This is a genomic window from Actinoplanes sp. NPDC026623, from assembly GCF_040638275.1.
Taxonomy (GTDB): Bacteria; Actinomycetota; Actinomycetes; order Mycobacteriales; family Micromonosporaceae; genus Actinoplanes.
Map to the genome: position 1 here is coordinate 1 of NZ_JBEZXZ010000030.1, position 24,432 is coordinate 24,432.

At 71.9% G+C, this 24,432-nt stretch carries 26 protein-coding genes; 16 read left to right on the forward strand and 10 right to left on the reverse strand.

Features of this window, described 5'->3' with window-relative positions:
• Nucleotides 1–264: 264 nt before the first annotated feature.
• Nucleotides 265–783 (reverse strand): GNAT family protein, encoded by a 519-nt coding sequence (locus tag AB0F10_RS12115; RefSeq protein ID WP_360623014.1) that lies wholly within the window; start codon nucleotides 781–783, stop codon nucleotides 265–267.
• A gap of 89 nt (nucleotides 784–872) precedes the next feature.
• Between AB0F10_RS12115 and AB0F10_RS12120 the strand changes: the two genes are divergently transcribed.
• Nucleotides 873–1,577 carry a phosphatase PAP2 family protein gene (locus tag AB0F10_RS12120; RefSeq protein ID WP_360622885.1) on the forward strand — a complete coding sequence of 235 codons (705 nt, stop codon included), beginning with the start codon at nucleotides 873–875 and terminating at the stop codon, nucleotides 1,575–1,577.
• A 21-nt stretch (nucleotides 1,578–1,598) separates the two neighbouring features.
• On the opposite strand, the gene fdhA is transcribed toward AB0F10_RS12120, so the two are convergent.
• Together fdhA and AB0F10_RS12130 are read right to left on the reverse strand one after the other, a co-directional pair.
• Complete coding sequence (gene fdhA / locus AB0F10_RS12125; protein ID WP_360622887.1) at nucleotides 1,599–2,858, reverse strand: formaldehyde dehydrogenase, glutathione-independent; 1,260 nt, start codon at nucleotides 2,856–2,858, stop codon at nucleotides 1,599–1,601.
• 263 nt (nucleotides 2,859–3,121) lie between these two features.
• The gene (locus AB0F10_RS12130) at nucleotides 3,122–4,132 is read right to left on the reverse strand and encodes a GNAT family N-acetyltransferase (RefSeq protein WP_360622889.1); all 1,011 of its coding nucleotides are present in this window, start codon (nucleotides 4,130–4,132) and stop codon (nucleotides 3,122–3,124) included.
• 184 nt (nucleotides 4,133–4,316) lie between these two features.
• Here AB0F10_RS12130 and AB0F10_RS12135 point away from each other — a divergent pair, with 184 nt between their 5' ends.
• The 10 genes from AB0F10_RS12135 to AB0F10_RS12180 are packed head-to-tail and all read left to right on the forward strand — an operon-like array spanning nucleotide 4,317 to nucleotide 16,204.
• Nucleotides 4,317–5,084: a polysaccharide deacetylase family protein gene (locus AB0F10_RS12135; protein ID WP_360622891.1), complete on the forward strand. Its 768-nt coding sequence runs from the start codon at nucleotides 4,317–4,319 to the stop codon at nucleotides 5,082–5,084.
• Nucleotides 5,077–6,207 (forward strand): aminotransferase class I/II-fold pyridoxal phosphate-dependent enzyme, encoded by a 1,131-nt coding sequence (locus AB0F10_RS12140; protein ID WP_360622893.1) that lies wholly within the window; start codon nucleotides 5,077–5,079, stop codon nucleotides 6,205–6,207. Before AB0F10_RS12135 ends, AB0F10_RS12140 begins: the two co-directional genes overlap by 8 nt.
• Nucleotides 6,204–7,493, forward strand: a complete 1,290-nt coding sequence (locus tag AB0F10_RS12145) for a glycosyltransferase family 4 protein (protein WP_360622895.1) — start codon at nucleotides 6,204–6,206, stop codon at nucleotides 7,491–7,493. Before AB0F10_RS12140 ends, AB0F10_RS12145 begins: the two co-directional genes overlap by 4 nt.
• Before the next feature lie 19 nt (nucleotides 7,494–7,512).
• Nucleotides 7,513–9,192 (forward strand): polysaccharide biosynthesis tyrosine autokinase, encoded by a 1,680-nt coding sequence (locus AB0F10_RS12150; RefSeq protein WP_360622897.1) that lies wholly within the window; start codon nucleotides 7,513–7,515, stop codon nucleotides 9,190–9,192.
• Nucleotides 9,185–10,477: an NAD(P)H-quinone oxidoreductase gene (locus AB0F10_RS12155; RefSeq protein ID WP_360622899.1), complete on the forward strand. Its 1,293-nt coding sequence runs from the start codon at nucleotides 9,185–9,187 to the stop codon at nucleotides 10,475–10,477. The genes AB0F10_RS12150 and AB0F10_RS12155 overlap by 8 nt, the downstream gene beginning before the upstream one ends.
• Entirely contained in the window at nucleotides 10,474–11,709 is a 1,236-nt protein-coding gene (locus tag AB0F10_RS12160) for an O-antigen ligase family protein (RefSeq protein WP_360622901.1), read from the forward strand. Before AB0F10_RS12155 ends, AB0F10_RS12160 begins: the two co-directional genes overlap by 4 nt.
• On the forward strand, nucleotides 11,706–12,866 hold the full coding sequence (locus AB0F10_RS12165; protein WP_360622903.1) for a hypothetical protein: 1,161 nt from the start codon (nucleotides 11,706–11,708) through the stop codon (nucleotides 12,864–12,866). Before AB0F10_RS12160 ends, AB0F10_RS12165 begins: the two co-directional genes overlap by 4 nt.
• Nucleotides 12,867–12,891: 25 nt before the next feature.
• Nucleotides 12,892–13,923: a GNAT family N-acetyltransferase gene (locus AB0F10_RS12170; RefSeq protein ID WP_360622905.1), complete on the forward strand. Its 1,032-nt coding sequence runs from the start codon at nucleotides 12,892–12,894 to the stop codon at nucleotides 13,921–13,923.
• A 9-nt stretch (nucleotides 13,924–13,932) separates the two neighbouring features.
• Entirely contained in the window at nucleotides 13,933–15,189 is a 1,257-nt protein-coding gene (locus AB0F10_RS12175) for an FAD-dependent monooxygenase (protein WP_360622907.1), read from the forward strand.
• A gap of 4 nt (nucleotides 15,190–15,193) precedes the next feature.
• Nucleotides 15,194–16,204 carry a GNAT family N-acetyltransferase gene (locus AB0F10_RS12180; RefSeq protein ID WP_360622909.1) on the forward strand — a complete coding sequence of 337 codons (1,011 nt, stop codon included), beginning with the start codon at nucleotides 15,194–15,196 and terminating at the stop codon, nucleotides 16,202–16,204.
• On the opposite strand, the gene AB0F10_RS12185 is transcribed toward AB0F10_RS12180, so the two are convergent.
• Nucleotides 16,201–16,809 (reverse strand): hypothetical protein, encoded by a 609-nt coding sequence (locus AB0F10_RS12185; protein ID WP_360622911.1) that lies wholly within the window; start codon nucleotides 16,807–16,809, stop codon nucleotides 16,201–16,203. The two genes, AB0F10_RS12180 and AB0F10_RS12185, sit on opposite strands and share 4 nt — an antisense overlap.
• Before the next feature lie 35 nt (nucleotides 16,810–16,844).
• Between AB0F10_RS12185 and AB0F10_RS12190 the strand changes: the two genes are divergently transcribed.
• Nucleotides 16,845–17,096 carry a hypothetical protein gene (locus AB0F10_RS12190; RefSeq protein ID WP_360622913.1) on the forward strand — a complete coding sequence of 84 codons (252 nt, stop codon included), beginning with the start codon at nucleotides 16,845–16,847 and terminating at the stop codon, nucleotides 17,094–17,096.
• 2 nt (nucleotides 17,097–17,098) lie between these two features.
• Here AB0F10_RS12190 and AB0F10_RS12195 read toward each other — a convergent pair whose 3' ends face one another.
• Nucleotides 17,099–17,497 (reverse strand): MerR family transcriptional regulator, encoded by a 399-nt coding sequence (locus AB0F10_RS12195; protein WP_360622915.1) that lies wholly within the window; start codon nucleotides 17,495–17,497, stop codon nucleotides 17,099–17,101.
• 94 nt (nucleotides 17,498–17,591) lie between these two features.
• Here AB0F10_RS12195 and AB0F10_RS12200 point away from each other — a divergent pair, with 94 nt between their 5' ends.
• The 4 genes from AB0F10_RS12200 to AB0F10_RS12215 are packed head-to-tail and all read left to right on the forward strand — an operon-like array spanning nucleotide 17,592 to nucleotide 20,484.
• Nucleotides 17,592–18,644, forward strand: a complete 1,053-nt coding sequence (locus tag AB0F10_RS12200; RefSeq protein WP_360622917.1) for an aldo/keto reductase — start codon at nucleotides 17,592–17,594, stop codon at nucleotides 18,642–18,644.
• Between the two features lie 30 nt (nucleotides 18,645–18,674).
• Nucleotides 18,675–19,205: a hypothetical protein gene (locus AB0F10_RS12205; RefSeq protein ID WP_360622919.1), complete on the forward strand. Its 531-nt coding sequence runs from the start codon at nucleotides 18,675–18,677 to the stop codon at nucleotides 19,203–19,205.
• 32 nt (nucleotides 19,206–19,237) lie between these two features.
• Complete coding sequence (locus tag AB0F10_RS12210) at nucleotides 19,238–19,639, forward strand: MmcQ/YjbR family DNA-binding protein (protein WP_360622921.1); 402 nt, start codon at nucleotides 19,238–19,240, stop codon at nucleotides 19,637–19,639.
• The gene (locus AB0F10_RS12215) at nucleotides 19,636–20,484 is read left to right on the forward strand and encodes an NAD(P)-binding domain-containing protein (RefSeq protein WP_360622923.1); all 849 of its coding nucleotides are present in this window, start codon (nucleotides 19,636–19,638) and stop codon (nucleotides 20,482–20,484) included. Before AB0F10_RS12210 ends, AB0F10_RS12215 begins: the two co-directional genes overlap by 4 nt.
• Here the strand turns inward: AB0F10_RS12215 and AB0F10_RS12220 are convergent.
• The 5 genes from AB0F10_RS12220 to AB0F10_RS12240 all read right to left on the reverse strand — a co-directional run bounded on the left by AB0F10_RS12220 (nucleotide 20,474) and on the right by AB0F10_RS12240 (nucleotide 24,409).
• Entirely contained in the window at nucleotides 20,474–20,884 is a 411-nt protein-coding gene (locus AB0F10_RS12220; RefSeq protein ID WP_360622925.1) for a VOC family protein, read from the reverse strand. The genes AB0F10_RS12215 and AB0F10_RS12220 overlap by 11 nt on opposite strands.
• 67 nt (nucleotides 20,885–20,951) lie before the next feature.
• Nucleotides 20,952–21,344, reverse strand: coding sequence for an AraC family transcriptional regulator (locus AB0F10_RS12225; RefSeq protein WP_360622926.1), 393 nt, complete (start codon nucleotides 21,342–21,344; stop codon nucleotides 20,952–20,954).
• A gap of 55 nt (nucleotides 21,345–21,399) precedes the next feature.
• Complete coding sequence (locus tag AB0F10_RS12230) at nucleotides 21,400–22,491, reverse strand: hypothetical protein (RefSeq protein WP_360622928.1); 1,092 nt, start codon at nucleotides 22,489–22,491, stop codon at nucleotides 21,400–21,402.
• On the reverse strand, nucleotides 22,481–23,137 hold the full coding sequence (locus AB0F10_RS12235) for a sugar transferase (protein ID WP_360622930.1): 657 nt from the start codon (nucleotides 23,135–23,137) through the stop codon (nucleotides 22,481–22,483). Before AB0F10_RS12235 ends, AB0F10_RS12230 begins: the two co-directional genes overlap by 11 nt.
• A gap of 15 nt (nucleotides 23,138–23,152) precedes the next feature.
• Nucleotides 23,153–24,409 (reverse strand): nucleotide sugar dehydrogenase, encoded by a 1,257-nt coding sequence (locus AB0F10_RS12240; RefSeq protein ID WP_360622932.1) that lies wholly within the window; start codon nucleotides 24,407–24,409, stop codon nucleotides 23,153–23,155.
• Nucleotides 24,410–24,432: the final 23 nt, after the last annotated feature.

Consider the following 24,432-nt stretch of genomic DNA (forward strand, 5'->3'; position numbering starts at 1 on the left):
TTGGTTTTTCCCCCCGCTTGTCCAGCCGTTGTCGGCCGGGCATGCAGAGAAGATTCCGGTCTGCGCGGTGCACCCCCAGGTCCCGAACAGGTGCCACCCGGTTGCGGACGGCCCGAACAGCGCGACTTGAGGATTTCGCCGCTCGAAAACCTCGCCATACAGGTGATACCGGACACGAAACGGGGCGCTTGGCCGGGCGACGCGGTCAGTCAGACCGCGGCGTCCCGCGCCGGCAGAAGCACCCGCGCGCCAGGCACCGGGGGGTTAGGTCAGTTCGCCTTCCAGCAGGCCCATCGTGTATTTGTCGTACCAGCGGCCGTCGCGGCGGAAGACCTCGCGCAGCCGGCCCTCCTCCACGAAGCCCACCTTCTTGTACACCTGCCGAGCCGCGTGGTTGTCCGCCACCACCGTCAGCGTGATCTTGTGGAGGCGCATCTTGTCGAAGCCGTACCGGCACGCCCGGCGGACCGCGTCCGTGGCGTAGCCCTTGCCCCAGCAGTCCTTCTCGCCGAGATAGATGTCCAGGTCGGCGTTGCCGGTCTCGGGCTCGGCGCCGTGCAGCCGGACCAGGCCGACGAGCCTGCCGTCGGCTATCGCCTCGATGCCGAGGAGCACGTCGCCGTAGTCGTTGGCCGGCCGCTCCTGCAGGAACGCCCGCACCCGGGTCAGCGGCTGCGCGTAGTTGTCGTTCATCCAGCGCATGACCTCGGGATCGTGGTTCCACCGCCAGAGCGCGTCGGCGTCGGACGGCTCCATCGCCCGCAGTTTCACCAGGTCACCCACGACGAACAAGGACTGCCTCCGATCGGTGTTACGGACCCCGCCAGTATCAGCACGGGTTCAAGGCCGCGATCCGCGGGTAGGGACAGGTGGTGAAGATAGGCCTGCGGCTCACCACGGCGGCCATCCTCGCGCTTCTCGCGCTGGTGCCGTTCGCGCTGCTCGCGGTCCTCGTCGCCCGCGGCTGGACGCCGCTGCACGACCTCGACGTGGCCGTCACCGACACCCTGCACGAATGGGCGCTGGGCCACCCCGGCTGGACCCGCGCGACCCGGTGGTGGACGACGATCTTCTCACCCAACCCGCTGCGGCTGGCGGCGCTCATCCTGGTGATCTGGCTGGTCCGGCGCCGCTCCCGCCGGCTTGCGCTGTGGGTGGCGATCACGATGGTGGTCGGCGGGGTGCTCGGCCCGTTGCTCAAGCTGCTGGTCGGCCGGATCCGGCCCGAGTTGCTCGACCCGGTGGCCCGCGCGGCCGGCCAGTCGTTCCCGTCCGGGCACGCCCTCAACGCGACCCTGACCGCCGGCGTGTTCGTGCTGGTGCTGCTTCCGATGGTCCGGGAGGGCAGGCGGTGGCTGCTCTGGGGTGCGGCGATCGTGCTGGCCGTGCTGACCGGTCTCACCCGCGTCGTGCTCGGCGTGCACTGGACCAGCGACGTCGTGGCGGGCTGGCTGCTCGGGGTGGCGGTGGTCGCGGCGACCGCGGCGGCGTTCACCCCGCTGCGGCCCGGCACGGTGGTCGAGGAGGGCCTTGATCCTCAGCTGGCCGGCACGGACGGCGAGCCGCCGCGCCGGTGATGCCGGCGCGGCGGCCCGGGGTCAGTTGCGCCTGCCGATCATGCCGTGTGGGTCGAGCACGTATTTGCGTGCCGCGCCCTGGTCGAAGTCGCGGTAGCCCTGGGGTGCCTGGTCGAGCGGGATCGGCGTCGCGTTGACGTTCTTCGCGATCTGGACCCGGTCGTGCAGGATCGCCATCATGAGCGCCCGGTTGTACTTCATCACCGGGCACTGGCCCGTGACGAACGAGTGCGACTTGGCCCAGCCGAGGCCGAGCCGGATGGACAGCGAGCCCACCTTCGCCGCCTCGTCGACCCCGCCGGGGTCGCCGGTGACGTAGAGGCCGGGAACCCCGATCGCGCCGCCGGCCCTGGTGAGGTCCATCAGCGAGTTCAGGACGGTCGCCGGCATCTCGGTCTCGGCGTTCGCGCCGTGGCCGCGCGCCTCGAATCCGACCGCGTCGACGGCCGCGTCGACCAGGGGCTGGCCGATCGCCGGCGCCGACCGGCCGAGGATCTGCTGCACCTGCTCCGCCGGGTCGGCCTGGGCGACGTTGACGGTCTCGCAGCCGAAGCTGCGCGCCTGTTCCAGCCGCTGTTCGTTGAGGTCGCCGACGATGACGACGGCGGCGCCGAGCAGGAAGGCCGAGGTCGCGGCGGCGAGGCCGACCGGGCCCGCGCCGGCGATGTACACGGTGGATCCGGTCGTGACGCCGGCGCTGACGCACCCGTGGTATCCGGTGGGGAAGATGTCCGTCAGCATGGCAAGGTCGAGGATCTTCTCCAGGGCCTGGTCCCGGTCGGGGAATCTCAGCAGGTTCCAGTCCGCGTACGGCACCATGACGTACTCGGACTGGCCGCCGACCCAGCCGCCCATGTCGACGTAGCCGTACGCCGAGCCGGGCCGGTCCGGGTTCACGTTGAGGCAGACGCCGGTCCTGCCTTCCTTGCAGTTGCGGCACCGCCCGCAGGAGATGTTGAACGGCACCGAGCAGATGTCGCCGACCTTGATGTACTCCACGTCCGGGCCGGTGTCGACGACCTCCCCGGTGATCTCGTGCCCGAGCACGAGCCCCTCGGGGGCGGTGGTGCGCCCGCGGACCATGTGCTGGTCGCTGCCGCAGATATTGGTGGCGACGGTCTTGAGAATCACGCCGTGCGGCGTCCTGCGGCCGACGTTGGCCTTGTTGACGCCGGGGCCGTCCTTCATTTCGTAGGTCGGATAATCACTGTCTCGGACTTCGACGTCGCCCGGGCCCCGATAGACAACCGCTTTGTTGCCTGTCATCTCGTTGCGCTCCATTCCTGATCGAACTCGACTGTGGCCGGGTTTTTTCGGTCAGGCGCGTCACCTCCTCTCGACCGCAGGGTGACTGCGGGCGGGGCAGGCGAGCGATCGGGTCGCGGGGCTACGGTTGCCGGACACCGCCGATGAACGGATGCGGGTCTACGACGGGATTGCCACACCGCCTCCCTCGCCATGTTTCCCGGGACGCAGGGGAAAGAAAACCATCGATACTGACAAGACGCGTCGATAGTCGCATTACTGGCATACCGGGGCGCGGGCTACCGGGTCCTGGCCAGGCGGGCGACGGCGCGTTGCCTGAGCGCGAAGCCCTCCTTCGCCACGTCGCGCAGGCGCGCGACCATCGGCGAACGGGAGCGGCGTGCCCACGGCACCGGCACCTCCGTGGTGCCGTACTTGGCCTTGTAGGAATTGCCGCCGACGAAGTCGAACTCGGTGACGCCCCGGCCCTTGGCCCAGCGCAGCGCGTGCCAGATGAGTGCCTCGTTGGGGCGCAGATGCTGGTGTTCCCGGTAGCTCGCGCCGCCCCAGAAATACATGGTGCGGTGATACCAGGGCAGGACCGCGGTGGCGATGCACCGGCCCTCGCCGTCGCGGGCCCGCAACAGCAGAATGCTGCCGGCCGGGGCGAGATTCCGGATCAGTGAGCGGACCCGCTCGATCGAATAGGTGGGCACCAGATTCTGCTTGGCGAATACGTCGCGTAATTGATCGTAGAATTCATCGGCGAATGTCGGATCGTCGCCGGACGCCTCTTCGATGACCACTCCGGATTTTCCGGCCTTGCGGATGTTGCGGCGGCAGGCGCTCGCCATGGCGCCGAAGAGGTCGTCCTCGGCCGGGCTCAGATCGATCACCGCGGTCGGCGCGGCGGCCCAGCGCAGGCCGAGCCCCTCGAGGTCCGCCTCGGTGAGGCCGCGGTCGCGGATCTCCAGGTGCGCGGCGCCGAGATCGCCGAACGCGAACGGCATCAGGGCCTCCAGCGCGGCGCGGCGCGGAATCGACGATTCCAGGTTGAAGCCCACGTAGGAGGTGGTCCAGCCGGCCATCGGGCTGCCCAGGATGCGCAGGCCGTACCGCTTGGTGAGCAGGCCGGTGAAGTGCCCGACGGTGCCGGTGCCGTCGGTGATCGTGGCGAGGACCGGCTCGGCGCGTTGCGACTGCGCCACGAACCGCAGCCACGGCTCGGTGTGAAAGATCAACCGGTCCGGATAGGTGGCCCGGTCGGACCAGAGCGCGGGCGTCGGCTCGACCCGTTGTAGTCGAAGCATGTAATCCTCCCTTGTGGCGGATGATGCCCCGCGGGAAGCTCATTCCGCAAGGACCGTTCAGGCCCTTCTCGAATTGACGTGAGCATTCCTCATGTTCCCTATGACAATTGCTACTGACGCCACCCACCATCCATTTGCAAGAGTGAGTTGGTCGACAAAGCAGACGAGCGGAGGGGTGCCCAGCGTGGAGTCGCAGACCCGCATCAAGCGCCGCCTGAACGAGTTGGGGCTGCGCAGCCGGCTCCGGGCCCGGCCGCGGGCACAGGGCCGGGTGCTGGCGCCGGCCGGGATGTTTCGCCGCCTGCCGACCACCGCGGGGCTCTACTTCCCCTTCTACCACGACGTGCCGGCGGGCTACGCCGGCGACCTGCGCCGGCACCTGCGGACCTTCAAGCGGCTCGGGCCGATGGTCTCCTGGGACGAGGCGCTTGACGTCCTGGCCGGCCGGCGCGAGCTCAACGGGCCGATGTTCTGCCTCTCCTTCGACGACTGCCACCCCACCTGGCTCGACGTGGCCGCGCCGATCCTGCGCGACCTCGGCGTGCCGGCCACCTTCTTCCTGACCACCGGCATGGTCGGCAGGCCCGGCAACCTCACCTGGCAGGACTGCCGCGACCTGCTCGCGCAGGGATACCACTTCGGCTCGCACACGATCACCCACCAGCGCCTGTCCGATCAGGACGACGGCGCCGCGCTCCGCGAGATCCGCGACTCGAAGCACGAGATCGAGGACAGGCTCGGCGCGACGGTGCGCGACTTCGCGGCCCCTTACGGCAGCCTCGTCGACTTCGGCGACCGCGAGCTCGACGCCGTACGCGAGGCCGGTTATCGCAGCTTCGCCACGACGCTGCGGGCACCGATGCACCCGGGTGACTCGCCGATGTTCATCCAGCGTCAGGGCCTGCACCCGGCCTGGCCGATCTGGGCCGTCAGGACGCGCGTCCATGACTGACGCCCGCATCTACCTGTCACCGCCGGACGTCAGCGGCATCGAGCGCAAGCTTCTGCTGGAGGCGTTCGACTCCAACTGGGTGGCGCCCGTCGGCCCGGACCTCGACGCGTTCGAGGCTCAGGTGGCCGGCCTGCTCGGCGTGCGGCACGCGGTGGCGCTCAGCAGCGGCACCGCGGCGCTGCACCTGGCGCTGGTCGCCGCCGGCGTGCGCCGCGGCGACACCGTGCTCGTCCCGTCGTTCACGTTCGCCGCGACCGCGAACGCGGTGATGTACCTCGGCGCCCGGCCGATCTTCCTCGACAGCACGCCGGAGAGCTGGAACGTCGACCCCGGCCTGGTCGCCGGCGAGCTGCGCGACCGGGCGGTCCGCGGCCAGGTGCCCCGGGCGGTCGTCACCGTCGACATGTACGGCCAGTGCGCCGACTACGAGCCGCTGCTCGAGGCGTGCGACCGCTACGGCGTCGCGCTGATCGAGGACGCGGCCGAGGCGCTCGGCGCGTCGTACCGGGGCCGCCCGGCGGGCTCGTTCGGCCTGGCCGGGGTGCTCTCCTTCAACGGCAACAAGATCGTCACCACTGGCGGCGGCGGGATGCTGGTCACCGACGACGACCGGGTCGCGGCGCAGACCCGGCACCTCGCCACCCAGGCCCGCGAGCCGGTGGCGCACTACGAGCACCGCACGGTCGGCTACAACTACCGGCTGAGCAACCTGCTCGCGGCCGTCGGACGCGGCCAGGTGCAGCGCCTCGACGACCTGGTCGCCGCCCGCGCGGCGACGGCCCGCTACTACCGCGCCGCGCTGGGCGACCTGCCCGGGCTGACCTTCATGCCGGTCGCGGAGTACGGCAAGCCCAACTGGTGGCTCACCTGCCTGCTGGTCGACGCCGGCGAGTTCGGCGCCGACCGCGACCGGATCCTCGCGCACCTCGCCACGCTCAACATCGAGGCGCGCCCCACCTGGAAGCCGATGCACCTGCAGCCGGTGTTCCGCGACTGCGCGATGCGCGGCGGCGAGGTCAGCGCCGACCTGTTCCGGCGTGGCCTGTGCCTGCCGAGCGGATCCGCACTCACCGACGACGACCGGCAGCGCGTGGCGGACGCCGTCCGCGCGGTGATCCGGTGACGGCCGAGCAGGAGGGTGACGGCGGGATGCGCATCGTCTACATACACCAGTACTACTGCAACCCGCGGATGACCGGCGGCATCAGGTCCTACGAGCAGGCGCGCAGGCTCGTCGCCCGCGGGCACGAGGTGCACGTCATCACCACCGACATCACCCCCGGCAAGCGCTCGCTCGGCTGGCGGCAGACCGACGACGACGGGGTACGGGTGCACTGGTTCTCGGTGCCGTACTCCAACAACATGTCCTATGCCCGGCGGCTGCGCGCCTTCGCCGAGTTCATGGCGCTGGCGGCGGCGAAGGCCGCCGGGCTGAAGGCCGACCTGGTCTTCGCCACCAGCACCCCGCTGACCGTCGCCGTCCCCGGCATCATCGCGGCCCGGCTGCGCCGCGTGCCGTTCGTCTTCGAGGTCCGCGACCTCTGGCCCGAGGTGCCCATCGAGATGGGCGCGCTGCGCAACCCGGTGCTGCGCGGCCTCGCCGGCGCCCTGGCGAACCTCGCCTACCGCAACGCGGCGGAGGTCGTCGCCCTCTCCCCCGGCATGGCCGCCGGCGTCACCGCCCGCCGCCCGGGCACCAGCACCACGGTGATCCCCAACGCCGCCGACCTGGACCTGTTCGAGGTGCGGCCCGAGGCCGTGCGGCGCTTCCGCGACGAGCACCGCTGGCTCGGCGACCGGCCCCTGATCGTCTACACCGGCGCCCTCGGCGCCGTGAACGGCGTCGACTACCTGGTCCGGGCCGCCCTGCGGATGCGCGACATCGACCCGGACGTGCAGGTCCTGATCGTGGGCCACGGCAAGGAGTGGGAGGACACCCGGCAGCTCGCGGCCGGGCACGGCCTGCTCGACGCGAGCGTGCACATGTGGGAGAAGGTGCCCAAGGCCGACCTGCCGGTGATCCTCGGCGCGGCCACCATGTCGACGAGCTTCGTCCGGCCCATCCCCGCCCTCTGGGAGAACTCGGCGAACAAGTTCTTCGACGCGCTCGCCGCCTCCCGGCCCATCGCCATCAACTACGGCGGCTGGCAGAGCGAGCTGTTGCGCGAGACCGGCGCGGGTCTGGTGCTCGACCCCTACGACGCCGACGCGGCGGCCGGCCTGCTCGCCGGGCACGTCCGCGACGAGCCCTGGCTCAAACAGGCGCGCGAGGCCGCGCACCGGCTCGCGGTGGAGCAGTTCTCCCGCGACCTGCTCTTCGCACGCTTCGAGGCCGTGCTCAACCGTGCGGCGGCCACCGGGCGACGGGGCCGGGCCGCCGCCCGTGCGGCCCTGTCCGAGCAGTCGTGACGATCGGGAGAGGGCAGACGTGGAACTGCGGGAGTACGTACGGGCCTGCCGGCGCCGTTGGGTGTGGATCGTCGTGCCGGTGCTGCTCGCCGCCGGTGTCGCCGCGGGCCTGACGCTCACCGGGAAACCCGCGTACCGGTCGTCCATGATCTTGTTTGTCACCACCGGCGCCGGCGACCCGGACGCCAAGGCCAGCCGGCTCAACTCCTACATCGCCCTGCTCACCGGGCCGCGGGTGGCCGAGAGCGTGGTCAAGGACCTGGGCCCGGAGTTGAGCGCCGCGCAGGTGCAGAAGAGCCTCTCCGCGCAGGTGCAGGAGGGCACCGACCTGCTGGTCGTCTCCGCGACCGACTCGTCGGCCGAGCGCAGCAAGTCGATCGTCACCACCGCTACCGCCGTCCTGATCGGCCTGGCCCGGCAGCTGGATCCGCCGGTCGCCGGCGAGGGCCCGCGGCCGTCCGTGTCGATCGCCCAGAACCCGGTCACGGTCCGCCAGCCCGGCAACCTGTCCCGCAACATCGGCTTCTCGGCGGTGCTCGGGCTGCTGATCGGCGCGGCCGCGGTCGCGGTGCGCGAGGCGACCCGCAGGACCGTCACCGACGAGGACGACCTGCGCCGCCTCGGCCTCGGCACGGTCGGCGTCATCTCGATCGGCGGCCGGTCCGGCCGGGGCGGCTCCCCGGACGAGGCGCTCGCCGAGGCGTTCCGGCGGCTGCGGAGCCTGCTGCCGGACATCGCCGGCTTCAAACGCCCCGGCGCGCGCGGCACCTCCCTGCTGCTCACCGGCTCCAACGAGAAGGAGGGCACCACCGCCGTCGCCTGCGGCCTGGCCATCGCCATGGCCGAGACCGGCGCCCGGGTGGTGCTCGTCGACGCCAACCTGCGCGCCCCGGCCCTCGGCCGGTACCTGTCGCTGGACACCAGCCGCGGGCTGGCCGACGTGCTGACCGGCGCGGCCCGGGTGCCCGACGTGCTGCAGGATTCGCTGGACGGCCGGCTGACCGTGCTGCCCTCGGGCGACCCGTCGCCCGACCCGGGCGTGATCCTGGCCTCGCCGACCCTGGGCGCCACCCTGCGCAGCCTCACCGAGCGCTTCGACATCGTGCTGGTGGACGCGCCGCCGCTGCACGCCGTCGCGGACGCCGCCGTGCTGAGCAAGGTGACCGACAGCGCCCTGCTCGTGGTGCGGGCCAACCGCACCCGCACGGCGGACGTCGAACGCTCGACCGACCTGCTGCAGCGGGTGGGTGCCCGGCTCGCCGGCGCCGTGCTCAACGCGCTGCCGCGCAAGCTGCCGACGAGCGGGACCTGGCACCGGGAGAATTCGCTGGCGCAGCCGCACGATCCGGAGCTGGTGGCCCGCCTCTTCGGCGAGGGGAAGGGCCCCGACGAGGGCGCCGCGTCCGACGAGACCATCACCTTCCCCGCGTACGGCGGGCCGGTCCGGGGCCGGGCCCAGGTGGTCAAGGCCACCATCGGCACCGGCGAGGACGAGCCGAAGCCCGCCGAGCCCGCGCCCGAGCCCGCCCTCGAACCGGCGCCCGAGCCCAAACCCGAGCCCAAGCCCAAGCCCGAGGGTGGCGCCGCCGCGCGGGGGCAGGCCCGGGTCGTCGTCAACGAGGTGCCCGCCGCGGGCGCGGAGCAGCCGAAGCTTCCCATCCAGCGCGGCACCGACGAAAAGCCGCAGCCCGGTGAGTGAGCTGCAGGCCGAGCAATCGGCCGCGGCGCCGACGCGACGCGGCGCGTCGGCCGGCTGGGCCCGCAACCAGCTGCGCGAGCCGTACCTGCAGCTGCTGGCCTCGCAGGTGCTGACCGGCGGAGTCGCCCTGGCCGCCAACATCCTCATGGTCCGCGCCCTGAGCCCGTCCGGCCGCGGCGAGGTCGCCCTGATGCTGCAGGTCGTCTACCTCACCACCCAGGTGCTGCTGCTCGGCACCGAGCGCAGCTTCGTCGCCAGTTACCACGACGCCGCGCCCGCGGTCGCCGTCCGGGCGTACGGGCGGTTGCTGCTGGTGCCGTGTCTGCTCGGCGCGGCCGCGGCCGTCGTGTTCACCTCGGTGGCGCCGGAGCGGCTCGATCCGGGCACCGACATCGTCGCCATGCTCGGCGCCTACGCGCTCGTCGAGACGGCGATCCTCGCGACCCGGGCGGTCGCCATCGCCACCGGCCGGATGGCCGACTTCCTCTACGCCCGGGTCATCGAGTCGCTGCTGTTGCTGGCGCTGCTGGTCACCCTCTTCGTCGCCGACGTCTCGCACCCCGTCGTGTGGATCCTCGCCTACCTGCTCTCCGGCGCCGTGCCCACCTGCACCTTCCTGACCATCTGGCTGCGGCAGCCGGTCCGGACCGCGGCCGCGGTGCCACCCGGCCAGAACCGCCGGGTACGCAAGGAGGGGCTCGCCCTCTTCCCCGCCGCGCTGTCCAACATGGCGATGCTGCGGGCGGACCGCCTGGCCCTGCCGGCGCTCGCGTCCACCTCCGCCCTCGGCCTGTACGCCAGCGTGGCGACGATGACGGAACTGCTGGCCTGGCCGCTGCGCGCGTACGCGGACTCGCGCCTCGGCAGGTGGCGGGCGACGCACCGCGACGGCGGGCTGAACGCCCGGCCCATCGTGGTCACCGCCGCCGTCTACGCCCTGGTCGTCGCCCCGCTCGTGGCCGGCGGCCTGTACCTGCTCATCGTGCCGGTGTTCGGCGACCAGTACGCCCCGGCCAAGGTCGTCGTGCTGCCCCTGGTCGCCGCCGCCGGCCTGTACGCGGTGTCGCGGATCAGCCTGGGCCTGCTCATCGCGAAGGGACACAACGCGCTGGTCTCCGCCGCGGAGATCACCGGATTCGTGGTCAGCTTCGCCGCGTACCTGCTGCTGATCCCGCGGTACGGCCTCCTCGGCGCGGCGTACGGCTCGCTGCTGGGCTACGGCTCCTGCCTGATCTTCGCCCTGGTGACGAGCCGGCTGGTCCGGGACCGGGCGGTGGCGCCGTGAACACCCTGGGCTGGCTGCGCACCCCGCGGGTCTTCCTGGCACCCGGCCTGGTGCTGACCCTGGTCGCCATCGGCGGCCGGTTCACCCTCGACCGCGCCGGGTTCGTCGACCTGGCCTGGGTGGACCTGCGGGTGATCGGCCTGATCGTCGCCCTGGTGGTGCTCACGGTCGACGGGGCGCGCCGGCCGCACGCGCTCGCGGCGCCTCGCCGGGAGGGCTGGCTGGTGGTGACCATGCTCTTCTTCCTCTTCCAGATCGCCTCCGGATTGTGGGCACCGAGCGCGTCCCGGGCCGGCCCGCAGACGCTCGACCTGGTCCTGATGGCCGTGCTGACCCTGGCCTACTACTTCTACACGGTCGGCGACCCGGCGGCCGTCGCCCGCACCACGTTCCTGCTGTTCTTCGTCGCGGCGATCGTCTTCGCGCTCGCCGCGCTGTTCATCAACGGTCCCGGCGAGCAGGGCCGCTACTCCGCCTTCGGCGGCGGCCCCAACGTGTTCGTGCGCATCGAGATCATCGGCGTGATCAGCGCGGTCGCCCTCTACCTCTCCACCAGGCGGATCCTGCCGCTGCTGGTCATCCCGCTGTTCCTGCTGGCGGCGGTCCTGTCCGGCTCGCGCGCCGGCCTGCTGGCCGGCGTCGCGGTCGGCGTCGCCGGGCTCTGGCGGATCCGGCGCCGGCTGCACGCCGGCTTCACCGTGGCGGCCGGCGCCGTGCTGGTCGCGGCGACGGGCGTCATCTGGGCGTTCGCGCCGCCCGCCTTCACCGACCTGTTCCAGGAACGCTTCGTCGAGCAGACCGTCCAGCAGCACTACCTGTCGGACCGCACCGACATCTGGGCGGCCGCGTGGCGCCTCGCCGTCGAGCATCCGCTCGTCGGCTCCGGCCTGGACGGCTTCTACGGCCTCATCGGCGTCAACCAGGCCGTCGAGTACCCGCACAACTACCTGCTCGCGGTCGCCGCCGAGGGCGGGCTGGCCGGGATCGGGCTGCTCACCGCCGCGATCGTCCTGTGGGCCCGGACGATCCGCGGCGGCGGGCACCCGCAGGCGACCGCCCTCGCCGCGTCATCGGCCGTGTTCGTGGCCCTGAGCAGCCTGTTCTCCGGCGACTACTACGACGCCCGGCTCGCCTGGATGTTCGCCGCGCTGGCCGCCGGCGCGGCGGTGACCCCGCCCGCGCCGGTCGCGTCCGAGCCGCCGGTGCGGCTGCGAGAGCCGGTGACCCGGTGAGCGAACGCGCGAGGGTCTGCCGCCGCAGCGTGCTGCTGCTCGGCCTGGTCTCGCTGACCGCCGCCAGCGCCCCGCCGAGCAACGAGGTGACGCCGGTCATGACCCCGCTGCCCGTCGCGGCGGCCGCGGCGCCCGGCTCGATCAGGCTCAGGTCCGTCGCGCACTGGACCACGGTGTTCGAGCAGAGCTGGGACTACCAGACCCGAACCAGCCTGCCGATGAGCCGGTCGACGGACAGCTGGGACCACTACGACCTGTCCTACTCGCTCGACGCCTGCACAGCGATGTTCCGGGCCACGGACGAGCGCCGCTACCTCGACCGCGCCCTCGAGATCGTCGAGAACGTCGCCGGATCCGCCGTCGCCTCGTCCTCGCTGCCCAGCAGCCGGTTCAAGGACCGCTACCGCGGCTGGGCCTCGTCGGCCTCCGGGCAGGGCGGCGAGGAGGTTCCGCTCTACGAGAGCTACTTCTGGCGGTACGCGACCGCGCTGCTGGTCGCCGTGCGGGAGTCGCCGGCGGTCTACCGCGACGCCGGATACCGCGGGCGTTACGAGCGGCTGCTGAGCTTCGCCGAGGAGCACATCTTCGACAAGTGGAACGCCCGCGGCGCCGGCGAGAACATCTACCGCGAGCGGACACACATGGCCGCGCACTGGGCGCTGATCTCGATGAACCTGGCGCGGATCACCGCGGACCCGGCACGCCGGGCGCGGTACCGCCAGGTCGTCGACAACATCGATCAGCACGTGCCCGGCACCCGCTCGGGCCTGCGTGCCCAGCTGCGGCGAAACCCGGCGGAGGCCACCGCCTACTTCTGGAGCGACGTCTGGGGATCGGCGCGGCGGCCGGGGCAGGACGTGAGCCACGGCAACGGCGTCATGGCGTACGTCGTCGAGGCCCGCGACCACGGCCGGTTCTGGACCGGCGCCGACATGGCGGCCTTCTCCCAACTGCTGACCAAGGTGATCTGGCCGGGGGCGACGACCTACCGCGAGTTCGTGGACGGCACCGGCGCCGACAACGGCTGGTTCTCCGACGGTTTCGTGAAGCTGGGTCGCTTCGACCCGGCCGTGCAACGGCGGCTCGAGGACCACCGGGTGGTCAACGATCAGTTCGCCGCGAACATGGCGTTCAACGCCCGGGTGCTGGGGTCGTAACCGGGCTGGAAGGAAAGGCGACAAGATGACGGCATCGCCGCGCGCTGCACTGCTGGATCCGTCCGCACGGGAGTGGAAGGAGGCCCTGCAACGAGCCGAGCACGACATGTACCACGAGAGCGAATACGTCGTGCTCGACGCACGGCTGTACGGCGGCAGGCCGATCGCGTTCTCGTACTCCGAGGACGGGCACCGGCTGCTGATGCCGCTGATCGTGCGCGACATACCCGGCTCGGACCTGCGCGACGCGCTGTCCCCGTACGGGTATCCGGGCCCGGTCAGCGACGCGCCGGCCGACGTCGGGTTCTGGGAGCGGGCCTGCACCGCGATGATCTCGACGCTGCGTGCCGAGGGCATCGTGTCGGTCTTCGTCCGGATGCACCCGCTGCTGCGGGCGCCGCTGGAGACGCTCGGCGGCTTCGGCGCGATGGTCCGGCACGGCGAGACGGTGTCGATGGACCTGACCGTCAGCCTCGAGGAGATGTGGCGGCAGACCCGCAGCGACCACCGCAACCACATCAACCGGGCCCGCCGCGACGGCACCCGGATCGTGTTCGACGACTGGGACCGCCTCGGCGAGTGGGTCGACGTCTACCACGACAACATGCGCCGGGTCGGCGCCACCTCGTACTACTTCTTCACCCGCGAGCACCTCGCGGCGATGCACGACGCGGTCGGCGACCGCATGCATCTCGCGGTCGCCCTCGAGGGCGACGAGGTGGTCGGCGGCAACACGTTCTTCGAACACGAGGGCATCGCCACCGGCTACGTCTCGTCCACCCGGCGCGCTCCCCGCCGGTACGCCGACGAGTTGCTGTACGACGAGGTCCGGCGCTGGTGCAAGAGCCGCGGCGACACCGTGTTCCACCTCGGCGGCGGCAAGGGCGGGTGCAACGACTCGCTCTTCTCGTACAAGGCGGGCTTCTCGCCGAGCCGGCACCCGTTCCACACCTGGCGCGTGGTGACCGATCGGCCCGCGTACCGGGAACTGGTCCGGCAGCGCACGCCGGAGGCCGACCCGGAAGACCTGTCCGCCACCTTCCCGTCCTACCGTTAGGAGTTCGGCATGCGCATCAACTGCGTCGGCGGGGGACCCGCCGGCCTGTACTTCGCGGTACTGGCGAAGCTGGCCGACCCCACCCACGAGGTGACGGTCCTGGAACGCAACCCGGCCGGCGTCACCTACGGCTGGGGTGTCGTCTTCTGGGACGACCTGCTCGACGACCTGTTCCGCTACGACCCGGTCAGCGCCCGCCGGATCTGGGACGCGTCCTGCCAATGGGACGAGTACGAGGTGCGCGCCGCAGGCAAGGCGGTGACGCACCTGGCCGGCTACGGCTTCAGCCTGGGCCGCAAGATCCTCCTCGACATCCTGACCCAGCGGGCGACCGAACTCGGCGTCGACGTCCGGCACCGCGACGAGTTGAGCCCGCAGGACGGCCTGCCGGACGCCGACCTGGTGGTGGCCTGCGACGGCGCCGGCAGCCGGATCCGCGAGCAGTACGCCGAGCACTTCGGCGCCGACATCGAGGTCGGCCGCAACAAGTACATCTGGCTCGGCACCCCGCACGTCTTCGAGACGTTCACCTTCGGCTTCGAGCAGACCGCGGCCGGCTGGATCTGGTACCACGCGTACCCGTTCAACACCGAGACCAGCACCTTCATCGTCGAGTGCGCCCCCGAGACCTGGACGGCGCTGGGGTTCGGCCGCCTCGACGCCCGGGAGGGCACCGCGCTGCTGCAGGAGATCTTCGCGGCGCACCTCGGCGGCCGGCCGCTTGTCGACCATCGCGCAGAGGTCGGCGGCACCGGCTGGCTCAACTTCCGCCGGCTCACCAATCAGCGCTGGGACCACGGAAACGTCGTGCTGATGGGCGATGCCGCGCACACCACGCATTTCGCGATCGGCTCGGGCACGAAGCTGGCGATGCAGGACGCGATGGCGCTGGCCGACGCATTGTCCTCAGGGGACGAACCCGCCGTCGCGCTGGAACGATACGAGCATCGCCGAAAGGCGGCCCTGGCGCCGCTGCAACGTGCCGCAAAGGCCAGTAGTGAATGGTTCGAACGGGTGCAAGACTATGTGAACCTGCCCGCGAAACAGTTCTCCTATGCGCTGTCCGACCGGCGGGGCGAATATCCGATGTGGAGATATCTGCTGCACGTCGTGACGCAGAATGCGATCCCCCGCACACTGTTGCGCTGGATGCTCAGCGCACGCCGGTGGAGCCGAGCCCGGCGCAGGCCCGGCATCTCGCGCACCGCGCCGGCCGGGCGCCCGCCGCAGCGTTACGAGGTACGAGCAAGACCAGCAAAGGGGTGACCGAATGGCCGAAGCCGCCCTGCTCGATCCCGGCGACGCCGCGTGGACCGACGCGCTGAGCCGGATCAGGCACGACGTCTACCACCTTCCCGAGTACGTGCGCATGGACGCCGGGCTCTCAGGTGGCGCTCCGGCCGCCCTCCGATACGACGAAGCGGGGCACGTCCTGCTGCTCCCCCTCGTGCTGCGCGCCGTGCCGGACACCGACCTGCGCGACGCGATCTCCCCGTACGGTTACCCCGGCCCGGTGGGTGACACCGCCGACCCGGCCCTCTGGTCGCGCGCCGCGGCGGCGATGGCCGAGACGCTGGGCGCCCGCGGCATCGTCACGGCCTTCGTCCGGCTGCATCCGCTGCTGGCGGCCCCCGCGGCGGCGCTCGCGGGGACGGGCACGCTCGTGCGGCACGGCGAGACGGTCTCGGTGGACCTCACGCTGACGCCGGAGGAGATCTGGCAGCAGACCCACCGCTCGCACCGCAATCAGATCAACAAGGCCCGCCGGGCCGGCGTCTCGATCGTCTTCGACGACTGGGACCGATTCGACGACTGGATCGGCACCTACCACGCCACCATGCAGCGGGTCGGCGCGACGGACTTCTACTTCTTCACCTCGGATCACTTCCACCGGCTGCGCGCGGCGCTGGGCGATCGGATGCACCTGGCGGTGGCGCTGTCCGCGGACGGCGAGGTGCTCGGCGGCAACCTGTTCTTCGAGTACGGCGGGATCATGCACACCCACCTGCAGTCGACCCGGGACGGCGGCGTCCACTACGCGGACAAGCTGCTCTACGACGAGGTACGCGGCTGGGGCCGGGAGCGGGGCAACACGATCCACCACCTCGGGGGCGGGCTCGGCGGGGCGGCCGACTCGCTGTTCGCGTACAAGGCGGCGTTCGGCGCGGGCCGGCACACCTTCCGCACCTGGCGGGTGGTCACGGACCCGGAGGCCTACGAGAAGCTGGCCGGCCCGCCGACGCCGGAGGCGATGGCGGGCCGCTTCCCGCCCTACCGCTAGGGCGCGGACCGGCTGCCGCCGTGCGAGCCGACCAGGGCGTCCGCCACCTCCGCGGCATCCGCCTCGGCGACGTCGGCGGGATACTCCGGCAGGAGGTCGTCCCAGACGACCAGCCAGGATCCGAGGAACTGCGTCTGGCCCTCCGGCCGGGCGAAGAACCAGACGTGCAGATGCGCGGCGCCGTCGCCGAGGCGGTAGACGTGCGCCCGCGAGATGTGCGGCAGGGCCTGCACGTGCCGGACGATGCGCGTGGTCAGCAGCCCCAGCTCCGCGGCGAGCTCGTCGGGGAGCTCCGCCATGTCGTAGTGGTCGCGCGGATACAGCATGAGCGCCAGCGGCACGCCGACCCCCGGCACCCGGGCCAGCCGCCAGCGCTCGTTGAACCAGATCCCCTCGTCGCGCTCCCTGCAGATGTTGCAGTTCGCCGGGTCCTCGCCGTGCCGGTCGGGCTCGGGAAGCACCGGCGGGCGCAGCGGCGTGACACGCAACCCGTCCTGCTCGAACGGGCTGATCTCCCACCCCGTCATGCGTGACAGCGGAAGCCGCCGCTCGCCGTCCGCGGCGGCGACCGCACGGTCGTGGAACTGATCCGGACGCAAAGCCATGACGCGAAGACTATTACGCCCCGGCAAATGGTTTGATGTGTCCGGTGAGCAACCTTTGGGATGAGGAGTTCTCCCCCTCGACCGCCGCCCGGAACACCCTGCGCTGGGCGCACGAGATGGGCGCGGTAACGCTGGGCGAGGCGTACGACATGCTCGATCAGCTGGAGCTCAGCAACGACGTGCCCGAGGTGCTCGGCGAGGACGACACGGTCGAGGGCGTGCGGGAGGAACTCGAGTTCGGCATCGAGAACGCCGGGCCGGACACCCCGCTGTCGACTCTGCTGTAGTCCTACGCCTTGACCACGCCGCGGTCGTCGCCGGACGGCGACCACGGCTCACCGCCCCGGTAGGTCTCGATCTTGCCGCGGATCTGTTCCAGGTGGCCCTGCAGCCGGAGGATCTGATCCTCGACGCGCCGCCCGTGCGCCGTCAGAACCTCGGCCCGCTCGGTCGTGGTCCCCGCACCACCGCTCATGAGCTGCACGAACCGCAGCATCTCCGCGATCGGCATGCCGGTGTCGCGCAGGCAGCGCAACAACCCCAGCCACTTCAGGTCGATCTCGCTGAAGACGCGGCGCCCGGTCGCGGTGCGGCTGACCCGCGGCAGCAGGCCGATCCGTTCGTAATAGCGCAGGGTGTCCAGGCTGAATCCGCTGATCATGGCGGCCTGCTTCGGGGTGTGAGACACGCTCCGAGTCAACCACGGGCCCGCGATCGCCCTTGACCGGGAGCGCACTCCAGGATGCAGGGTTGGCCGGGCCGACCACGAAAGGCGGGCGCCCATGGCCACGACCGGCCTCGACCACTATTTCCTGCTCGGCTCGAGCGGACTGCGCGTCTCTGCGCTGGGCCTGGGCACGATGACCTTCGGAAGCGGCGGCTGGCACGCCGGCGAGGAGGCGTCGCGAGCCATCTTCCACCGCTATCTCGAACGCGGCGGCAACTTCGTCGACACCGCCGACATCTACGGCGGGGGCGCCGCCGAGGAGCTCCTGGGCAGGCTCGTCCGGGAGACCGGCGACCGGGACCGGCTGGTCCTCGCCACCAAGTTCGGCGGCCCGACCCACCCGGACGACCCCAACGGCCGGGGCAACGGCCGCAAGCACATCCTCGCCGCCGTCGACGCGTCGCTGCGCCGCCTGAACACCGACTACATCGACCTCTACTGGCTGCACCTCTGGGACCGGGTCACCGACTGCGACGAGGTGATGTCCACCTTCGACTCGCTGGTACGCGGCGGAAAGATCCGTGCCGTCGGGCTGAGCAACGTCCCGGCGTGGTGGGCGGCCAAGGCGCAGACGCTGGCCCACCATCGCGGCTGGGAGCCGGTCGCGGCGCTGCAGCTGGAGTACTCCCTCGCCGAGCGGAGCATCGAGTGGGAACACCTGCCCGCGGCCCGGAACCTCGGCATGGCGGTGGTGCCCTGGTCACCGCTCGCCAACGGCTTCCTCACCGGCAAGTACCGCCCGAACCCGGCGCCGGCCTCCGGTGCGGGGCGACTCGCCGAGGACCAGGGGTGGCCCGTCGCGGTCACCCTGACCGACCGGCATTGGCGCATCCTGGACGCCCTGACCGCGGTTGCCGCCGACGCCGGCGCGACGCCGGCGCAGGTCGCGCTCGGCTGGGTCGCCGGGCGGCCTGGAGTCGTCGGCACCCTGGTCGGCGCCACCACCGTCGCTCAGCTCGACGCCAACCTTTCCGCGCTGGAGCTCGACCTGACCGCCGGCCACCTGGCCACGCTCGACGCCGCGAGTCGTTCGACGCCGGCCATGACGCCGCATTCGCTGTACGCCCGGTTCCCCGATCGCCCGCCGTACATTCGGCGAACGGGCTGAGTCGTTGTGCGTGGCCGGTACCTTGTCGTCGTGAGAACGGTCTGTGTCACGGCACCCGAGGGCATCCCGTGGAACGTCCGCGTCGTGTGGGCGCCGCGCTGGCGGGCCCTCGCGCGCCGCTTCGGCGGCTGGCGGTCCAAGCGCTCCGGCTCCGGCGACGCGTTCGACGGCGCCCTTCAGCTCGGCGGCGACCTCCCGACGTCCGGGGGCGGGGGCGGGGGCGGCGGCGGGGGCGGCTTCGACCTGGGCGACGAGATCGCGGCGATCGCCATCATCCTCGTCGTGTTCGTCGTGGGTGTGGCGCTGTTCTGGTGGGTGCTGCTGCCGCTGCTCCTGGTGGTGCTCGACATCGTCATCGTGCTGATCCTCCTGGCGATGTCGATCGTGGCGCGCGTGCTGTTGCGGCGCCCGTGGACCGTCGAGGCGACCGCGCCCGGCCAGGGCCGGATCACCAACCACGTGGTCGGCTGGCGGGCCGCCCTGCGCCGCCGCGACGAGATCGCCGATTCCCTGCGCCACGGACTGCGCCCCGAGGCCTTGCCCAACCCCGTCCAGCACTGACCTGGGGCCGGCGCGTGTGCTTATCTTCTCAGGTGGCGCATCCCATCATGTTCGACGAGGCGGACCCGCTGCTGGGCCGGCTCCGCGAGCTTGCCCTGGCCTTTCCGGACGCGGCCGAGAAGATCTCCCACGGCCATCCCGCCTTCTTCACCACCAAGGTCTTCGCCTACTTCGGGGGCAGCGTGAAGGTCGACGGCGTCCACCGGCAGCACGAGCGGTCGGTCCTGGTGCTTGTCGATCCCGACGAGCGGGCGGTGCTATCCCAGGACCGGCGCTGCTACGTGCCGGCCTACCTCGGCGCCTACGGGTGGATCGGACTGGACCTCACGGACGACACCGACTGGGACGAGGTGGGCGAGTTGCTCGACGCCAGCTACCGGCGCACCGCCGGCCGGCGCCGGGTCGCGGCGCTCGACTCGAGGCGGCCCGAGTGAAGGTCATCGGTCTGGTCGGCGCCGGCCACATGGGCTCCGGGCTCGGCTGGGCGTTGCGCGAGGGCGGGCACGACGTCGTCACCTCGTTGTCCGGCCGGTCGGAGCGTACGGCCGGCCTGGCGGCGGACGCCGGGCTGCGCGTCGTCCCGCGCCCGGCCGACGTGCTGGCGCAGGCGGACGTGATTCTCGTGGTCACCCCGCCCGGCGCCGCGGTCGACGCCGCCACCGGGATCGCCGCGCTGGCCGGCGGCGGGTCCGCCCGGCCCCTCGTGGTGGACCTGAACGCCGTCTCGCCGACGACGGCCGGCGCCGCCGCCGAGGTGATCACCGCCGCCGGCCTGGAATTCGTGGACGGCTCCATCTCGGGACCGCCGCCGACGGTACGGCCCGGAGCGTCGATCTACCTCTCCGGCCCCCGCGCCGCCGAGGTCGCCGGGTTGAACTGGCGGCACGTCCGGCCCGTGGTCGTCTCCGGCCGCGTCGGCGCCGCGAGCGCGGTGAAGATGTCCACCGCGTCGGTCTACAAGGGCCTGATGGGGCTGATGGCGCAGGCGATCCGCTCCGCCGCCGAGTACGACGTCCTGGAGCCGGTCATGGCCGACCTGGGCGAGAGCTTCGGCACCCCGTACGAGGTGGCCCTGGCCTCGACCAAGGCGCACCGCTACGTCGCCGAGATGCATGAGATCGCGCGGTCGCAGGCCGCGGCCGGGCTCACGCCCGCGCTGTTCGAGGCGTTCGCGGCCGTGTGGGCCGACGTCGCGGGCCGGCCGCTGGCCGGCGGCCGGCCCGAAACCCTTCCGCGCGACTTCACCGCCCGTCAGGTGGCCGACGGGCTCAGCCCTTGAGCTGGGTGAAGCGGATGTGGTTGCCGAACGGGTCACGCAGGCCGCAGTCGATTCCGTAGGGGCGCTCGGTGGGCTCCTCGGTGAACTCGACGCCGAGGCCGAGCAGCGTCTCGTAGGTCTTGCGGCAGTCGTCCGTACTGAAGATCAGGCTCCCGCCCATGGCGCCCTTGGTCACCAGCTCGCGGACCTGCTGGGCCGTCTCCTCGGACATCTGCGGGCCGCCCGGCTTCTGCAGCAGGATCTGCCGGTCCGGGTGACCGGGGACGCTGACGGTCAGCCAGCGCATGAAGCCCATGTCGACGTCGCCGTTGACCTCGAGGCCGAGCTTGCCGACGTAGAAGTCGAGGGCCTCGTCCTGGTCGAGGACGTAAATCTGTGAGTGTGTGATCGCGGTGAACATGCTCGTCACGCTACTGGCCGGGGCGGGGGAAAACTTATCCAAAACGCTCAGCCACCCGGCGCCGCGGTCAGTCGCTCGGCCGCGTCCACGCCATCGTGAAGCAGGTCGGCACGCCCGAGGCCGCCGACTGCCGGCGGTACGCCCTCGGCGAGACGCCGACGATGTCGTGGAACGTGCGGCTGAAGGTGCCCGGGCTGCCGAAGCCGACCTGGAAGCAGATGTCCGTCACGCTGACGCCGGTCTCCCGGAGCAGGAACATCGCCCGCTCGACCCGGCGGCGCTGCAGGTAGCGGTGCGGCGTCTCGCCGAAGGTGGCCCGGAAGGTGCGGGTGAAGTGGGCCGGCGACACGTGGGCGATCCGGGCCAGGGCCGCTACGTCCAGCGGCTGCCCGTAGGCGCGGTCCATCGCGTCCCGGGCACGGAGCATGCGCCGGTTGGTCTCCTCGACGGCGCTGCCCACAGCGCCATCACATCACGTCCGCGCGGCCGGCGGCGGGCGGCCGTGAGGATCAGGCTCATCGGACCGCCCCCGAGGCCGGTGCGAACGCGGCCAGCACGCCGGCGGTCCGGCGGATCTCGTCCGGCCCGCATCGGTGGTCGACCGGCACGGTCAGCATCCGCTCGGCGAGGTCCGCCGCCTCCTCGTCGCCGCTCCACAGGCCGGTGCGGTCCTGGCGCCAGTGCACGGGCGCGAAGATGCCGTGGCCGGCCAGGCGGTCGCGCAGCGCGTCGCGGGTCTCCTCGGACGGGCACACGAGCTGCACCCGGAACGGCGCCGCGCCGGCCGGGCCGCCGGTCAGGACCCGCCAGGCGGGGCTGTGCTCGGGCAGGGCCGCGAGCAGCGCCTCGACGTTGCCGGTGCTCGCCGCCCGGAGCCCCGCCACGTTCAGGATCGGCAGCGTCGCCGCGGTGACGGCGCTGGCCGGGCCGGTGCTGCCGAGCAGGGCGTGCTCGCCCTGCTGCTGCAGCGCGCGGAAGCCCTCCTTGCCGATCGGCCGGCCGCCGAGCCAGGCCGACTTCAGCAGCATCGCGGCCAGCTTGAGGTGGGCGCCCGGGCTCTCCTCGCCGCGCGGCCGGGGCAGGTCGAGCCCCTGCGGTGACCAGAGCAGGCCGCCGTCGGGCAGCGGCAGCGTCTTGCGCAGCGAGGCGACGACGTACCCGGCGGTGCTCTCGCGCGCCCAGGTGCCGAACGGATCGTGCGAGTGGTCCTCCACGACCGCGACGCCGGGGTGTTCCTCCCGCCACGCGTCCCACGGCTCGCGGACGTCCCGCCCGAACAGGTTCTGGGCGAGCACCACGTCGCCGGGCTCGGCGAGCAGCGTCGCCCAGCGGGGGCCGTCGCCGTCCGGCAGGTGCCGGTACCAGGCGATCGGGACCTCCGCCGAGAGCGCCTCGACGACGCCCATGCAGAAGTAGGACGGCACGTGCAGCCGGCCGGCGGGTGCCAGCAGGCGCAGCACGGCGAGGAGCGCGCCGCAGCCGGTGGCGAACAGCGCGTGCCGGTCCGGCACCCATCGCGGCAGGCCGCCGCCCTGCTCGGCACCGAGCAGCGCGGCGGGATCCCAGTGGAACTCCGAACCGACCTCGCGGGGCGGTTCAGGCGGCACGGCGCACGTCCGCATCCGCATCCTGGGCCCTGCGGATGTTGAGCTCGTCGACGTGCACGGGCGCCTCGTCGCGCCGCAGGGTGGCGACCGTGCGCCAGAGGATCCGCAGGTCCAGCGCCGGCGACCAGTGGTCCACGTACCACCGGTCCAGCGCGAAGCGCTCCGGCCAGTCGATGTCGTCGCGCCCGTTGACCTGTGCCCATCCGGTGATGCCCGGCTTGACCTCCAGGCGGCGCCGGTCCTCGGCGGAGTAGTTGGCGGCCTGCGGCAGCACGTCCGGGCGGGGACCGACGAGCATCATCTGCCCGCGTACCACGTTGACGAGCTGCGGCAGCTCGTCGAGGCTGGTGCGGCGCAGGAACCGGCCGCAGCGGGTGATCCTCGGGTCGTTCTCCACCAGGCCGAACGGGTCGCTGATGCCGAGCTTCGCGCTGAGCGCGACGGAGTCGTGCACCATCGAGCGGAACTTCAGCATCCGGAACGGCACGCCGTCGCGGCCGGCCCGGTCCTGGACGAACAGGATTCCCTTGCCGTCCGCGATCCTGATCCAGATGGCGACGGCGAGGATCACCGGTGACAACAGCGCCAGGGCGAGGGCCGCGGCCAGGCGATTCAGGCAGTCCCAGAGCAGGCGTACGGGTTCCACGGCGCACTCCTTCGGCTAGAGCGACTCGACGATGGGTCCGGTCAGGCGGTGACGGGTGTCCAGCACGTAGCGGGCGTGGCGCACGACCAGGTCCAGGTCGAACGCGTCGTGGTCGGCGAGCAGCACCACGGCGTCGGCCGCGGCGATCTGCTCCTCGGTCAGCGCGACCCGCACGACCCGCTGGTCGACGTGCGCGTCCTCGACCACGTGCGGGTCGGCGGCGCGGACCTCGGCGCCCATGTCCAGCAGCAGCGACGCGATCCGCCGCGCCGGCGATTCGCGGGCGTCACCGGTGTTCTTCTTGTACGCCAGCCCGAGCAGCAGCACGGCCGAGCCGTTGACCGCCTTGCGCTGCCGGTTGAGCGCGGCGACCAGGCGCCGCACCACGTAGTCCGGCATGTGGTTGTTGATGTCGTTGGCGAGCTCGACGAAGCGGAAGCTCTGCCCGAGGGTCCGCTGCACCCGCCAGGACAGGTAGGACGGGTCGATCGGCAGGCAGTGGCCGCCGACTCCCGGGCCGGGCACGAACTTCTGGTAGCCGAAGGGCTTCGACGACGCGGCCTCGATCGCCTCCCAGACGTCGATGCCGAGGTCGTGCGCGAACACCGCCAGCTCGTTGACCAGCGCGATGTTGACGTGCCGGAAGGTGTTCTCGAGCAGCTTCGCCAGCTCCGCGACCTTGCAGTCGGAGACCGGAACGGTCTGCTCGACGACCGAGCCGTAGAAGGCCTGCATCCGGCCCAGCGAGGCCTCGTTGATGCCGGAGACCACCTTCGGGGTGGTGACGAGGTTCCACTGCCGGTTGCCCGGGTCGATGCGCTCGGGGCTGTAGCCGAGGAAGAAGTCGGCGCCGGCGATGAGGCCGGATCCCTCCTCGAGCAGCGGCGCGACCAGGTCGGCGGTGGTGCCGGGGTAGGTGGTCGACTCGAGCGCGACGGTGGCGCCGGGCCGCAGGTAGCGGGCCAGGGTCCGGGCGGACTCCTCGATGTACGCGAGGTCCGGGGTGCCCTCGCGCAGCGGGGTGGGCACCGCGATGACGGCGACGTCGAAGCCCGCGCACGAGCGCGGATCCGAGGACGGCTGGAAGGCGCCGCTGTCGAGGATCTCCTGCAGCTCGGCCGAGGACACGTCGTCCACGTACGACTCGCCTGCCGCGAGCCGCTTGATCCGCTCGTCGTCGACGTCGAAGCCGACGACCGTGTGGCCCACCTGGGCGGCGCGGACGGCCAGCGGCAGCCCCACGTATCCCTGACCGACGATGACGACCCGCATGGGCCTGCTCCCCTTCTGTGACC

Coding starts and splice junctions, on each gene's coding strand:
- fdhA (WP_360622887.1), bottom strand. CDS start 2,858: ATGGAGCGCAACGAGATGACAGGCAACAAAGCGGTTGTCTATCGGGGC.
- AB0F10_RS12240 (WP_360622932.1), bottom strand. CDS start 24,409: ATGCGGGTCGTCATCGTCGGTCAGGGATACGTGGGGCTGCCGCTGGCC.
- AB0F10_RS12190 (WP_360622913.1), top strand. CDS start 16,845: ATGTGTCCGGTGAGCAACCTTTGGGATGAGGAGTTCTCCCCCTCGACC.
- AB0F10_RS12180 (WP_360622909.1), top strand. CDS start 15,194: ATGGCCGAAGCCGCCCTGCTCGATCCCGGCGACGCCGCGTGGACCGAC.
- AB0F10_RS12140 (WP_360622893.1), top strand. CDS start 5,077: ATGACTGACGCCCGCATCTACCTGTCACCGCCGGACGTCAGCGGCATC.
- AB0F10_RS12130 (WP_360622889.1), bottom strand. CDS start 4,132: ATGCTTCGACTACAACGGGTCGAGCCGACGCCCGCGCTCTGGTCCGAC.
- AB0F10_RS12185 (WP_360622911.1), bottom strand. CDS start 16,809: ATGGCTTTGCGTCCGGATCAGTTCCACGACCGTGCGGTCGCCGCCGCG.
- AB0F10_RS12200 (WP_360622917.1), top strand. CDS start 17,592: ATGGCCACGACCGGCCTCGACCACTATTTCCTGCTCGGCTCGAGCGGA.
- AB0F10_RS12220 (WP_360622925.1), bottom strand. CDS start 20,884: ATGTTCACCGCGATCACACACTCACAGATTTACGTCCTCGACCAGGAC.
- AB0F10_RS12170 (WP_360622905.1), top strand. CDS start 12,892: ATGACGGCATCGCCGCGCGCTGCACTGCTGGATCCGTCCGCACGGGAG.
- AB0F10_RS12175 (WP_360622907.1), top strand. CDS start 13,933: ATGCGCATCAACTGCGTCGGCGGGGGACCCGCCGGCCTGTACTTCGCG.